Annotated in this window: 10 protein-coding genes; 4 read left to right on the forward strand and 6 right to left on the reverse strand. The window is 62.5% G+C overall.

The annotated features are described in order from the left end of the window. Positions 1–79 precede the first annotated feature (79 nt). Positions 80–1105 (forward strand): hypothetical protein, encoded by a 1026-nt coding sequence (locus ACV229_RS19375; RefSeq protein ID WP_448084714.1) that lies wholly within the window; start codon positions 80–82, stop codon positions 1103–1105. On the opposite strand, the gene ACV229_RS19380 is transcribed toward ACV229_RS19375, so the two are convergent. Beyond that, the gene (locus tag ACV229_RS19380) at positions 1093–2013 is read right to left on the reverse strand and encodes a hypothetical protein (RefSeq protein ID WP_448084715.1); all 921 of its coding nucleotides are present in this window, start codon (positions 2011–2013) and stop codon (positions 1093–1095) included. The genes ACV229_RS19375 and ACV229_RS19380 overlap by 13 nt on opposite strands. Then, positions 2010–2861, reverse strand: coding sequence for a metal-dependent hydrolase (locus ACV229_RS19385; RefSeq protein WP_448084716.1), 852 nt, complete (start codon positions 2859–2861; stop codon positions 2010–2012). The genes ACV229_RS19380 and ACV229_RS19385 overlap by 4 nt, the downstream gene beginning before the upstream one ends. A 211-nt stretch (positions 2862–3072) precedes the next feature. On the opposite strand from ACV229_RS19385, the gene ACV229_RS19390 reads away from it, so the two are divergent. The 3 genes from ACV229_RS19390 to ACV229_RS19400 all read left to right on the forward strand — a co-directional run bounded on the left by ACV229_RS19390 (position 3073) and on the right by ACV229_RS19400 (position 6645). After that, a complete protein-coding gene (locus ACV229_RS19390) occupies positions 3073–3942 on the forward strand; it encodes a fatty acid desaturase (protein ID WP_448084717.1) in 870 nt (289 codons plus the stop codon). Positions 3943–4018: 76 nt separating this feature from the next. Continuing rightward, positions 4019–5536, forward strand: coding sequence for a GH3 family domain-containing protein (locus ACV229_RS19395; RefSeq protein WP_448084718.1), 1518 nt, complete (start codon positions 4019–4021; stop codon positions 5534–5536). Then, the gene (locus ACV229_RS19400) at positions 5530–6645 is read left to right on the forward strand and encodes a Rieske 2Fe-2S domain-containing protein (protein WP_448084719.1); all 1116 of its coding nucleotides are present in this window, start codon (positions 5530–5532) and stop codon (positions 6643–6645) included. The genes ACV229_RS19395 and ACV229_RS19400 overlap by 7 nt, the downstream gene beginning before the upstream one ends. A 126-nt stretch (positions 6646–6771) precedes the next feature. Here the strand turns inward: ACV229_RS19400 and ACV229_RS19405 are convergent, their stop codons facing one another. The 4 genes from ACV229_RS19405 to ACV229_RS19420 form a co-directional block, all read right to left on the reverse strand. Further along, positions 6772–7032, reverse strand: coding sequence for a PAAR domain-containing protein (locus tag ACV229_RS19405; RefSeq protein WP_448084720.1), 261 nt, complete (start codon positions 7030–7032; stop codon positions 6772–6774). 22 nt (positions 7033–7054) lie between these two features. Beyond that, on the reverse strand, positions 7055–8539 hold the full coding sequence (locus ACV229_RS19410) for a type VI lipase adapter Tla3 domain-containing protein (RefSeq protein ID WP_448084721.1): 1485 nt from the start codon (positions 8537–8539) through the stop codon (positions 7055–7057). 141 nt (positions 8540–8680) lie between these two features. After that, the gene (locus tag ACV229_RS19415; protein ID WP_448084722.1) at positions 8681–10870 is read right to left on the reverse strand and encodes a T6SS effector phospholipase Tle3 domain-containing protein; all 2190 of its coding nucleotides are present in this window, start codon (positions 10868–10870) and stop codon (positions 8681–8683) included. A gap of 10 nt (positions 10871–10880) precedes the next feature. Then, positions 10881–13646, reverse strand: a complete 2766-nt coding sequence (locus tag ACV229_RS19420; protein WP_448084723.1) for a type VI secretion system Vgr family protein — start codon at positions 13644–13646, stop codon at positions 10881–10883. Positions 13647–13824: the final 178 nt, after the last annotated feature.

Genomic DNA, 13824 nt, shown 5'->3' on the forward strand with positions numbered 1-13824 from the left:
GACGCGCATCCGGCCGGCAACGGCGGCCGACAACGAGCAGCTCCTCGCGTTTCAAACGCGATATGCGATGCGCGGCGGGATGCCACTGCGCTTCGACCGCGCGCCGGACTATTTCGCACTGCACCGCTGTCATTCGGACGACTATCGCACGTGGCTCGCAGAAGGCGACGCCGGACAAGTCAAGGGAATGGCGAGTCTGGTCGTCCGCGACGGTTATCTGGCCGGAAACGCGCAGCGTATCGCTTATCTCGGCGACCTGCGCATCGCCCCCGATCGCCATCTGTCACGCACATGGACCGGCTATGTACGTGATCGCCTCGCCGAACTGGCCGCGCATGACGGCGTCCACCATACGTATTGCTGCGTGATTCGCGATAACCGGTTGGCAACCCAATCGCTGTTCGGTACCGGCAAACCGGACCGGCTCGGATTCCGGCATTGGCGCGGCTACAGCAACGTGTCGATCTATGCACGTCGCCCCGCTGCCCGGCGTATCGACCCAGTCACGGTGACGAATGCGTCGGCAGCGGATGCCGACGCGCTACGCGCGTTCCTGGACCGTGAATCGCGCGCGCAACCCTTCGGTTGCATCTTTACCCGGGCTGAATTCGAGCGTCGCCTGTGTACCTGGCCGGACTTCGGGATCGAGTCATTCCTGGTGGCACGCGACGCGGAGCGTCGCATCGTGGGATGCGTCGCGCCATGGGACGCGGGGCGCATCAAGCGCATCGTACTGGAACGACTGCCGTGGCAACTCGGCGCACTGCGTCGCGGCATCAACGCGGTCGCACCATTGCTCGGTCGCCCCCCGATCGCAGCGCCCGGTCATGCGCTGCGGGACATCTATCTGACCCATCTGCAAGTGAGCAGGCGCGACCCGAGCGTCGCGCAGGCGCTGCTCGACACGGCCTGGCAACGGTTGCGGAGCCGCTATGCGTTGATCCAGCTGTGCCTGTACGACCATGATCCGCTCTGGTCCGCGCTGCGCGGCTACCGGTATACCGCGCTCCCGATGGACCTGTACACGCTGTCCGCACCGGGTGTGCCCCCGCTCGATCTGGGTGACGGTGAGCAAGTGCCCGGTTTCGAGATCTACCTGGTCTGAGCGCCAGCGGGGACGGTCGGCCGCGTGGCATCGAGGAGCGCGACGAGCGCGAGCCAGAACCTCCCCGCGTCGAATCCCGCGCCGCCGAGAACCGGCTGGCCGTGGTCGAGATGCGGCAGGCACACTTGCGGCATGCCGCGAATCGTCTGGTGGTCGAGATAGAACTGCCCGTCGTGCGCACACCCGGGACGGTAGCGATCCAGGCGCGGGTGATGCGCATCGAAACGGGATTGACGCTCCACCGACCAGCTCACGACGTGTACGCAGTGCAGGTCGGCGGGCAGTGCCGATAGCAGGTTCGCGATTCCGGGATCACGGCCGCTGCCGATGTCACGCGAGCCGGCGTGCAGCCAGCGCGTACGCATCAGCTTGCCCGCGGTCCAGCGCAACCACGCAGGTTCGATGCGCGCGCCGCACCGCTCAAGCAGAGCGTCGACGATTGCGCTCGGGCCGACGGGCGGCTGAACGAGCGCGATGCCGTCGCAACGCGCGCGCAACCCGGAATCGGCGTGCAGCGCCGCCAGCGCATCGAGCCCGCCCTTGCTGTGGGCGAGGATGATGAAGCGGGTGCCGGCCGGCAAGCGTGCTTGCAGCACCCGTGCGATATGCCGCCCCTGTTCGGCGACGCCGCGCGATGAACGGACCGGCACGCGCAGAACCGAATGGCGCGCAGCGCGCAGCGCGCGCGCCGCATGCCGGAAACACGCGGGAATCCATTCTGAATAGAGTCCGGCAATCAGCACGATGACAGTGTCCGCGCGCGCCACGGCGCCGGGCGCCTGCCAGCAGTCGACGAAGCGCGCTGTCCGGTCGAGTGCCGCGGGCGGACGTTCGAACGGCGTCGACGGGTAGTGCCGCCGCCAGTCGTCGAAACCGTATGGTAGCCAGACGGGACGCGGTGCGATCATGCGGACTCCGTCGCCGTGCCGGCCGCCGCGAGCGCAGCGCGGGCTGCTGCAAGCGTTGCCGGGTTGCCGATCCGGCTGGGGTGAAAGCGCGGCGAGAACCACGCCAGCCAGGCGGGCAGCACACGCGTGAACACACCTGGTGCACCGAACAACCACCAGCCGAGCCGGGCCCAGCTCCGCCAGTTGCCTGCGTCGCGATCGGCGGTGGCGAGACGAATCATGAAATAGCCAAGATCGACGACGAAACACGCGGAGACGCCGAGCATCGCCGCCGTCCGCATGCAGTAGCGCTTGATGGGTGCGCCACCGCACGCGCGGAACACATCGAATGCGACAGCCTTGTGCTCGATTTCCTCCACCGCATGCCACTGCCAGATCGTGGCCATCGACTTGTCGGCGCCGTCGAGAATGGCCGGATCGCGCAACAGGAGATCGGCGAGAATTGCCGTGTAGTGCTCGAGGCACGCAGTGAACGCGAGACGCAGCAGTGGCGACGCGACGCGTTGGCTGTGTTGCTGCCTTCGCCGCATGATCGCTTCGAGCGCGTCGACGGGCATGCCCTGACGAGCCAGGCGGCGGTTATACGCACGATGTTCGCGGATATGCGTCGCCTCCTGATACAGGAACGCATCCACCTGCGCCGCAAGCGCGCCGCCGGCCGGAAGCGCGTCGCGGTAATGCCTGACGCTGTCGACAAAAAATTTCTCGCCAAGCGGGAACATGATCGAGAACGCGTCGAAGAAACGGGTCACGCGAATCTGTCCGCGATACCAGTCGCGCGGGATGTCGTCCGCAAAGTGGAAGCGCGGATCGCGCCGACGGATGTCGGCCGCGTCATCGAAGGGCAAGTACTTTGCGTCGTCGGGGCGACCTGTGGGCATGGCGTGGAGCGATCATGGCGGTAACGCGTGCGGACGGCGGGCGCGCGTATTGTTCGGCGGCGGCGATCGAGGGTATCCTCTGCCTCGATGCCACAATCCATGTTCGAATTGTATGTTCGTTGCCGATGCATGCGCCACCGATAATCATTCGCCGCGTTTCGACCGGCTGAATCTTTGTGTGCTTGCACTGCAGAGCTTCGCGTGGGCCGGCATCCTGACGTGGATGTCGCACGTCAGCAGCCCGTTCAGATGGCTGGCGCTCGTGCCGTTCTGCCTGATCATGCAGGGTGTGTTCTCGATGATGCACGAGACGTTCCACGGTTTTGGCCATCGGCGCTCGACGATCAACTACCTGATGATGTGGTGGGCATCGGCAATGTTCGGTGCGGCGGCTACGCTCATTCACGTGAATCATCTCGGTCACCACGTACGCAACCGGACGCTCGCGGAGCGGGTGGATTTCGTCGAGCCGGACGCTTCGCTGTGGCGCAAGCGGATCGAATACTACTCGGCGATCGTCGGCGGAATCTGGTTCGCGAGCTTCATCGGCAGCGTCGTCCTGGCCGCGCTGCCCACCCGCATCCCGTCCGGCTGGGCAAAGTACGGGCGCGACAACACGTATGCGGCTGCATTCAGGGATTTCGATGCCGCCGATTTCCGGCGAATTCGTTACGAAGTCATCGCAGGCGTGGCCGCGTGGGCCGCGTTCGGCTTTCTACTTGATTGGCGACCGCTCGACCTAGCGATCGCCTATCTCGCGTTCGCGTTTTCGTGGTCGTCGCTGCAGTGGGTCTATCACATGCATACGCCGCTGGACGTGATCGAAGGCACCTACAATTTGCGCGCACCCGCGCTGGTTCGCTGGGCATTCCTCAACTTCAACTACAACCTCACGCATCACCGGCATCCGAGCCTGCGCTGGCAGGAACTGCACGCGCGTTCCGATCCCGGTGAAACTCGGCCGCTGTGGTATGGCTGGCTGCATGTGTTCGAGCCGCCGCGCCACTTGCCGAGCGATTTGGCTCAGCTCGACAAGACCTATTTCTGACGGGGGGACGCTCGTGCATGCACAGGACGCGTGGGCCGCATTCGCCACTTCCGCGAGGCCCGTCCACGATGCGTGGATGACGGCGCTTGACGCACCGGCCGACGCGCAGGCGACGTATCTTGCACGCCTGCTTGCCGCGAATCGGAACACGGCATTCGGCGCTGCGAACGGATTTGCCGATATCGCGAACCCGGCGCAGTTTCGCGAACGCGTGCCCACGACGACGTATTCCGACATGCGTCCATGGATCGATCGCGCACTCCGCGAATCCGGCCCGATCCTGACCGCACGGCCACCGCGCTTCTTCGAACGCACGAGCGGAAGCAGCGAACGACAGAAGCTGATTCCATACACGCGCGAGTTTCTCGACGAACTTCAGTTCGCGCTGATCGTCTGGCTCGCCGATCTGTACCGTGCGGTGCCGGACGTCGCAAAAGGACGTGCGTACTGGTCGATGTCCCCGCCGATGCAGGCACGCGAGCGCGCTGCCAACGGCATTGCGATCGGATCGGAAAGCGATCTCGATTACCTGGCCGACAGTGCGCTCGTCGATCTGCTGCCGACGCTCGTCGCGCCGTCGCTGTCGGGGGACCGCAACGCATGGCGCAACGAGACCTTGCGAGCGCTGATCGCCGCCGACGATCTCGCGTTCATCAGCGTGTGGAGTCCGACCTTCCTGACGAGCCTGCTCCGTCCTCTTTTCGACAACGCCGAACCACGGCGCCGCGACACGCTCGCGTTCCTGTTCGACAAATTGCCACCGGCGCGCGTGACGGCACTGCGGCGCGCGCTCGATGACGGACATTGTGGCCCGCTGTGGCCGCGGCTTGCCGCACTGAGTTGCTGGACCGATGGTCCGAGCGGACGCTACGCAGCGCATGCGCGAACCTTGTTCCCGCAGGCCGCGCTGCTTCCGAAAGGCCTGTTTTCCACCGAAGCGGTGGTGAGCCTGCCGTTCGGCGACGATGCCGGCTGCCCGCTCGCGATCCGCAGCCACTTTCTGGAGTTCCTGCTCGACGACGGCACCGTCGCAGGCGTCGAGGAATTGAAGCCGGGCGACACCGCCGAAGTGATGATAACGACAGGAGGCGGCCTGTACCGCTACCGGCTCGGCGACCGGGTGCGTGTGACGGGATATTCGGGGCGCACGCCACGCGTCGCATTCGTCGGGCGGGCCGGCGCGCAAAGCGATCTGGTCGGCGAAAAACTGGAAGAAAACTATCTGGCTGCTTCGCTCGCAGAGGCGCTTTCGCCAAGCGACGACGGATGCGTGTTTCCGTGCGCGGATGCCGATCCGCCGCACTATATGCTGCTGTTCGCAAGCAGCACGCGAGATGTCGCCGCCGCGCGCGACGCGCTCGAACAAGCACTCGCACGCACTTTTCACTACCGGCACGCGCGCGCGCTCGGACAACTCGGCCCGCTGCGCGCGGCGCGCGTACCGGGCGGCGCCGCGCATCTGGCCGATCTCGTTCAGCGGGCGCACGAGTGCGCAGGCATCCGGGCCGGCGATGTCAAGCCGCGCGCGCTGATCGGCCGGGCCGCGGTCGCGATCGCGCTGCGCGCGTCAATCGAGGATGAATGGTCATGCTGAACGTTTCCGCTGCGACGACATGCGCTCCTTGCCGCGAGCCGACGCCCGACGCCGAGGCATTTGGCGCCTGGACCGAGCACTGGTACGTCGCATGCACCGAAGCGGAACTGAAGCGCGGCAAGCCGTTCGCCACGCGAATACTCGGCCTCGGCATCGTGTTGTTCCGGACGACCGATGACGAAATCGTCGCGCTCGTCGATCAATGCGTGCATCGCGGTACCAGATTGTCGGCCGGCCGGATCGTCGACGATTGCGTCGTGTGCCCCTATCACGGCTGGCATTACGATCGTCACGGCAGCGTGACGCGAATTCCGAGTATCGACGGTGCGAGCGGACCGCCAACGGGCGCGACCTATCCGTATCGACAGCGCACGCTACCGGTGCTGACGCAGCACGGGCTCGTCTGGGTCTACCGTGGACGAGGCGACTCCGCCTTGAAGCGGCCGTTCGACATGCCGCACTACGGCGAGCGCCCCTGGCAGTCGTACTACATGGTCAATACGTTCGACGGCGATCTAGGCGCGCTGGCCGAGAACTTCATGGACGTCCCTCACACGGTGTTCGTGCACGACCGGATTTTCCGTTCGGCGAGCGGCCGGCGGCTGCGTGCGACTGTCGAACTCAAGCATCAGCGTGTCGAGGTGACTTATCACGACGACGGTGACAAGATCGGCATGCTCGACTGGCTGACCAATCCGGCGAAAGAACCGCTGCGGCATACCGACCACTTCCATGCACCGAATGTCACGCGTTGCGACTATCACTGGGGCAGTCGCTCGAGTTTCCTGATCATCAGCCAGATCACGCCGCTCGACGCACGCCGGTCGCGCGTCTATACATACATTGCCTATCGTTTCGCATTGCCGGTCGCGGTGCTGCGCGCGCTGAAACCAATGCTGCACCTCTACACGCATTCGGTGATTCGGCAGGACGTGCGGATCATGCGCGCGCACCGCGAGGGGCTCGACAACGCGGCCGGCTTCACGCCGTCCAGCGTGCGTGCCGACGTGGTCCACGTTGCGATCGGCCGGCTGCTGGCGGCCGCGCAACGCGGCGAGCCATTGCCGGACGAGCAATGCGGCACGAAAACGATGGAGTTCATCATCTGAGTGCTGAGGGGCCGGTCGGGCGGTGTTCCGGCCGGTTCAATCGGTCGCACAATTCGACGCCGGCCACCCGCGAGTATCTCGCCTGGATCCATCGGCACGACAGATGCGCCCGGTGCCCTGCTTCCTTTAACCGCCTGTTTGATTCTGGCTCGCAATCAGGCGGGCTCCACATGCCAGTTCGTCGCCGTCGCACGCGGCGGCCTGCCCATCGAAACGTGCGTTGCCCGACACCTTCGCGATACAGGTCAGGCCGTGAATCTCGCAGATCGCGGGATCGTACAGGCGGGCGATTGCCCGCCCCTTGATCCGCGAGTTCGGCGCTCCGGACACCACACGCCCTCCGTGGCTGTGGACATCACCTTCGACGATGTATCGTTTTTGGCCCATAGCGTCTTGATCCGGACACGCTCTAGAAATCCCAGCTGAATGTCTGGGGATGCGCCTGACGCGATGCCGCGTCAGGCGGCGTCAACATGACGATCGTTGCATGCAAGGGATCCCGCAAGTTGATCAACGCACTCGTCTTGCCGTCGCCGTAGTCCATCATCAGCGCCAGCGCAATCTGGACCCATGTCGAGCTCGTCCCTGTATCGCCCCCGATGCGACGCTGCATGTCGAATGCGTCTTTGGGATCATCCAGATCCAGATGTTGCGGATTATCGTGCAGCGACTGGACCAGCAGCGCCAGATTGCTCGTCGATGCACCCGTGTCGTAGAACATCCGCCCCGGCTGGTCCCCTGGCGCGAGCGTGCCCAGTGCCTGTTGCCAGCCGGCCCGAATCTTTTCGATCCGCTCGCCCTTCTTCAGTGGCTCGCCGTGTCCGTTGCTGAGATCCACCCGGACCGGCCGATGCAGATTTGCCAGGACCGGCCACTTGTCGTACTCCTTCAACTGCCATGTTGTCCATGGAATCGGCACCCACGGATTCGGCTTGAAGCCGTCGGGCATTTTGAGTCCGGCCGTATTCCAGAATTCCGGCAGCTTCGTCTGCCAGTAGTCCCATGGCATTTCCTTCTCACCCTTCTTCCAATATGCCTTTTGCAGGGTCCAGAAGTAGTTCCACAACTTGATCACGTCGTACTGCGTTTTGGTGTTGTCGATTGCTTCCGGCGCATCGACGGCGTACGGACGAATCATCCGGTCAACACGATCCTTCCGCGTCACAAGAAGCGCGACGTAACTATCCGGATTCTTCGGCACAAAATTGCCGTCCTTCGTCGCCAGCTCCAAATAATCTGCGCCGGGCGTCCCCAGATAGGATCGCGTATTAATCCCATCCTCGATCAGCAGCACTACTGCCGGCAAATTTGGCTCCTTATCGAAGAATGCAAATACTTTCGAAATTACATCATCCCCATGATCGGAGTGAATTTCATCAAGCCTCACATACAGCGTATTGCCAATACCCGCGCCATTATCTGCGCTGCTGATGTGATTTGCCATCCGATCAGCATCAGGATCACGCCAGTTTCGCGGAGGACCCGCCACTATCACGGGAATTGGCCAATAATCGACCCACCCACGCAACGTATAACCAAATACATTGTTTTCGCGTTTATGCCCGGCAAAGCTGCGATCACTACTCGACCACGAGTATTCCTTCGGGTCTTGCGACAACAAGGTTCCGTTGATACCGGCCTCATCCAGCCGCATCAACAGAGCTCGTTGACGGAAGCGATCGACAGTGACACCAAAGCGCCGGATTTCCAGGGTGAAACGCGGATCCTGTGTTGCAGCTCCGACCGCAGCTGCAGCGCTCGCATCAGAAGTCTGCACGATGGCCGGGCCGTCTTGACGTGCCGAATCGTTGCGCAACCACTCGCCATAGGCAAAACTGGCTCCGCCGGCGAGCAATAACGGCGGCAAAATCAATAAAAACAAGCGTCGAAGCATCGTGACATCCCCTCCAAACAAGTAACCACTTCTAATGATAATTTCAAACACTGCAATCCACAGTAGCATTAGGATCGCAAGCGAGAGGAGGAATATTCGTGTGGGCGACGGACGCGTAATGGGTGTCGTTATCATGGCGCATCAATATGTCAATGTATTTGACTGTGTCCCATTCATTTTTTCATCGCTTCGTTCTTTCCGGGTTTCGCTAACCACGCCTACTGGAAAAGTCTTGGGAACAACACCCTCAGACGGAAAGACTCCACTTTCGTAGTAGTCGCAGTTTGCGGCCACTATGTCGGACGTTATTTTGTCGAGCTTTTCCCCAAGCTTCCTTTCAGCGTTGACGATGTCGCTGATTGGAAGTCTCCAATCAGCGATTGTCCTCAGAAGTTTGGCCCAGGCGGGATTGTCGATCGCGCGCGCCTGGCCGAGGGACACATCGAAAGCCGTGGCGCAACGATGATTTCTGCGGCCGCTCATGACGGCCGAGTGATACGAACTTTCGGACTGGTGGTTGTTCATCAGACGCACCTTGGCTTCGTTGAGCGATTCCTTGCGATAGACAACGATCTGTCCGGGCGAGGGCGGAACGGTTGGCACCACGGCGCCGACCTTGCATTGGTCGTCCGGCTCCATGCCCGCATTCAGCGACTGCTCCACTTCTGCAGCCGTCGGGAATTTTCCGTCCTCGGCCATCGGCCATGCAATGGTTTGCGCGGGCAGTTGCTGCAATGCGCCTTCGCCACTATTGGTGCTCAACGCGATTTCCGCTTCGAGCTGGTCGATGGACTGCTTGCCGGGGGCATGCTCGCCCGGGTTCTTTTTCGACAGCGCGTTGTTCTCCGTTCCGGGTAGCACATTGCCCTCCATCTCGGGATCGAACGGGGGAGTCAACGCCTCGCCATTGATGTTGCGTTCGGTTCCGACAGATATCGGCGCTGATTTGACCCATGTGGTGAAACCGCCTGGCAGGCCATGCGAGGATTCGCCATCCTCGCGCATGATGAATTGACCTGGCGGCGTACCGACCTGGACGGGTTTGCCCTCGCGCAAGCGTCGGGTGAAGACTCGTTGAAGAAAGGTCTTCGACAACAGGTTGACATTTTCCGGCCGACTGCCTGCAGGTGAGGCGCACACGTCGATGGCGTCCGGCAAGCCAGAGGAGCCCATGCCGTTCACGCCTCGAAGCCCGACGGTCGCATCCTCCGGGCTGAAATACATATAGACTTTGCCGCGGTTGTCTCGCTCGGCGAACACCACGCATTCGTTGCCTTGCGGTCCGCTCAGGCGCGTCGCTTGTGTCGGGTCCCACGAAGGGCCAACGATACCGAAATTGTCCCGCCCCTGAACGTATTTCAATTGATCGAGCGCCGGTGTTGCGTGTTTGGCGTTTGCCACATGCCCGGCCAGATTCGCCAGCGTCTTGCCGCGCGCGTAGGTCGTCTGCTGCTCGTCGCCCCGCTGGAGCAGACGATCCATGAACTCCTCGCTCAGGCTGTAGGGCGAGTCGATCAGAACCAGCGTATCGGCGGGACGATCGGCCGGGCCCGGGCTACAGCCGCCGGGATCCAATCCCCCGACGAGGTAAGCCTGGGCAAGCAGCGATATCAGCGTACCCTGGCTGTGGGCGATGATGTTGACCGTCCCGTCCGGATCGATCAACCGGATCTGCCGGACGAGTGCAGCGAGCCGCCGGGCTGCCAGCACCATGTAGTGTCGACTTTCCGTCTCGCGCAGCGGGTGCGTCGGGTCGTTCTGCTTCCAGTCGAGAAGTTTCGTCCCCAAGCCGCCCTTGAAATGCGAGTCGAACATGTCCGGAATATTGTTGGTCGCATTGGCGAAGAACCCCCCGTTGCGAGCCCGGTGCTCGTCGAGGCGGTTGCCGAACCTGTCGACGTACTGACCATTGATGGTCTGCTGATTCGGATCCTTGGGCAAATCTTCCTTCCCGACACGCAGCCCCCAATAGAACGGAATCAACGGGCTCTTGGTGTCCTCGCTTTCCTGTCGACGATAGATCACGTCGTCCATGCCCTTCATCATCTCGCCGACATTCACCTTGCGCGGTTCGTTCGCCATGCGGCCATGCGAATACTCCGCCCCCTTGAAATCGGTGCGACCGAGGCGATCGTTCAATCCTTCACAGAGGCCGCCTTCGACGGAACCGAAATCGGTACCCAGGTCGTTGACGCCATGGATCAGGATCGTCGTACAGGGAAAGCGATTCTGGACGTCGGTATTGACGAAGGCATCCTGCGGCCGATTGGAATTGAGAATCGCCTTGCGTTCACCGACGACACAGGAGGGTGAGGTTGAGGTACCGGACATGATCCTTGCCTTAGACGTCAAAAACCTGAATATGGGCGATGTGCATCGCGTCGCTGGATGCCAGCTCCGTCAGACCGTGTGCATCGGAGATGCCGTTGATGACCTGGCCGTTGCACAGCGTGATCTTGTACGGGCGATTCGGGACCGGATGCGAGCCGTCGTCGCCGTCGGTGCCCGGGTACCTCAAGCGGAACTTCTGATCGGCGCCAGCGCGATTGAAAGCTGGAGGGGCAACGTGATCGGTGTTCGGGCCGACGAAGTCATGTCCGGCCGTATGGGCAGTAAATGCCCCGTCGGAGCCAACCTCGATGCCGCCGCCGACCTTCACGTAGCTTCCGTCTTCGGCAACGAGTCGGATCGACTTGCCGGAGATCAGAACCTCGTCGCCAATCGACATGATCTGTATCCCCTTCTGGGCTGTCGCCGACAGCGTGTCCTGCTGCGCTTGCAATACCACCGGACCATCGCCGGCAATCGCATGAACGCCTTCCCCGCGACCGAACACGTGTACGCCCTGTCCGGCCGTCGCGATCATGCGCTGCCCGCTCACGAGTTGCAGGTGTTGCTGCGCGATCTGATCGACATTCTCGCCGGCGTATGTCACGTGGGTCTTCGGCGTGATGTTGACCGATCCGGCCTTCGCGCCAAATGCCATCAGGGCCTGGGAGTCGCTTGCGCCGGCATCCGGCGTGCCGCCACCCGGTGTCCACCCCTTGAAGGCAGTGGCGACAGCTTGCTGGCCCGTCGCGTCCGTCGCCTGTCCGCCGTGCTGCCCCGCGTAATCGCCCAATGCCTTGAATAGCTCGGTGCATTCACCAAGCAACTGGACGAGTTCGTCCCGATCGAGCTGGCCGCCGCTCGCCTGCGTGCGTGCATAAGTCGTCAGCAGGATGCCCTGGGCCGCGCGCAACGCCGCTGCCGCATCCGTGCGCAACTCGGCCCCTTCCCCGCGATTGGAGCCCTGCCCGTTGTCGCGCGGCTGCGTCAGGTAGCCGAGATTCAATTGGGTATGCGCATGCTCCGACGCGAGCTGCGCGCTGATTTGCTGCGGCGTGTCGTCAAGGCGAAGCTGGTTGTAGCGCTGCCCCTTGATTTCCTTCGTTTTGATCCCGGAAAGATAGCGGTTGCCCGGCAGACTTCCCGTATGGGTGAAGGTCGCCGGCATGTTCGCGCCGTTCGCGAGGACCCCGATTATGACCAGGCGATCCGGATCCCCACCGAGACTGCCCAGCAGAACTTCGGTGCCCACCCGCGGCAAGAACGTCTCGCCGAAATTCGGCCCCGCCAGACTCGACGCCACCCGGATCGGCGCACTATCGCTCCGGGTTTCGTTGGTTCCGACACCCTGCGCATGCGCGTGATCCGCCGGGTCCTGTCCCAGAATCTGCACAAAGACGCAGCCGTTCTCGTCACAGCTGACCTCCTCTCCCTCGTCCCCTACCACGCGCCCCGTGATCAACGGCGTCGGCGGGAAATCGATCTTCGGATCGTACAGCGGCGTGAGCGGCGTGCCGCGCGGCACGCATGAAAACTCGTTTTCGTAGCGCGTATCCTGACCGGACTGATCGCCGGCGATCAGCGCCGGCGGCTGGTGAAGCGTGTGACTGGCCGCGAAGAGCGCCTGCGCGCGCTCGTCCAGCCCTTTCGGCAAGTTGTTCCAGACGTTGTGATGCAGCGACGTGACCACGAATTGCCGTTGATCGGCCGGGAGCATGTCCCACTCGCCGTCGCCCGTGATCGTGATCCACGAGCCGACCGCCAGATCCCGAATGCCGCTCACTCCGTCGTAACGAACCGCCTGTGCTTCGTGAGCCAGAATGCGGTCTTCCGTCATCCGGTCGTGATCTGCCCACGAATCCGCCATGTGCGGGACATCGATCACGGTATCCGTCAGCAATTTCGCCAGGTCGTTTCCGGCATTGCCCTGGTCGATCCTTGTCGAACAATTCGCGTGGTCTACCCGGGCGTACCGGTAATCCCAAGACGGCCGGCCTGATTCGCCCGAAATCAGTTGCTGGCGCATCGTCAGTGCGGTAATGGTGTCGCGCTGTTCCGTTCCCGCATCCCGCGGATGGACGCGCACCGTGCCCGCCACGCCCTCGTTCAGCTTCTTCGGGTCGTCACAGAACACTAACGTGTGCACTGGCGGATCACCTTCCTTCGCCTCGCCGTTCGCGGACCCTGAACGGACGAACATCGTGATGCCGTCGCGACGCACGAGCCGGGAGATGAAGCGCGCATCCGGTTCGTTGACCTGGCGCACGTAAGATCGGCTCGGATAGCGCGACCTGTCGAGCTCGGACAGATCGAACTCGAACGCCTGCGCAAGCGCGGCACTGCGCTGTCGCCATTCGTTGAGGATGACGCCGAGCACGTCGATCACGTTGACGTTGCGGAAGATGCGGGAATTGGTGCGCTTGTGCAGCAGGTTCACGGCGTCGGTCACCGTAAACTGGTAGACGGTGAGCTCCCCGTCCGTTTGTCCGATCCGAACGGCGCTGACGATCGCGTTGATCGTGTGCAACTGGCCGCGATCCGTGACCATCCCGACCGAAACCGGCGCGCCGATGAAGAGCTTCGGAGAAAGCTGCCCCTGCTGCGAGATGCAGGTCAGATGCCCGGTGACGCCGGTCATCATGCTTTCGCGGATGCTCGCGTGCTGCAACGCGATTTTCGATTCCAGCGTCTGTTGGGCCTTGCCCCAATTCAGCACGACGGGCCGTCGACTCGTGTCGATCCCGGACACGAAGTTGCGGAACGATTCTCGGATATTCACGGCGGTCTCTCAGTTTGATTCGTTATGTCCAGCCGAGGATATGGGACATGCACAGCCGGAGATTCGTGCGATTTTATCAAACTGTCACACAAAAATAACAATGCTGGCCGCGAGCAATTAACAGTTTTTCAATTTATTCGAACGAAAGCACTAATATCGGCGCGAGCTATCTCGTTCG

The sequence above is a fragment of the Burkholderia sp. MR1-5-21 genome (genome assembly GCF_053427715.1).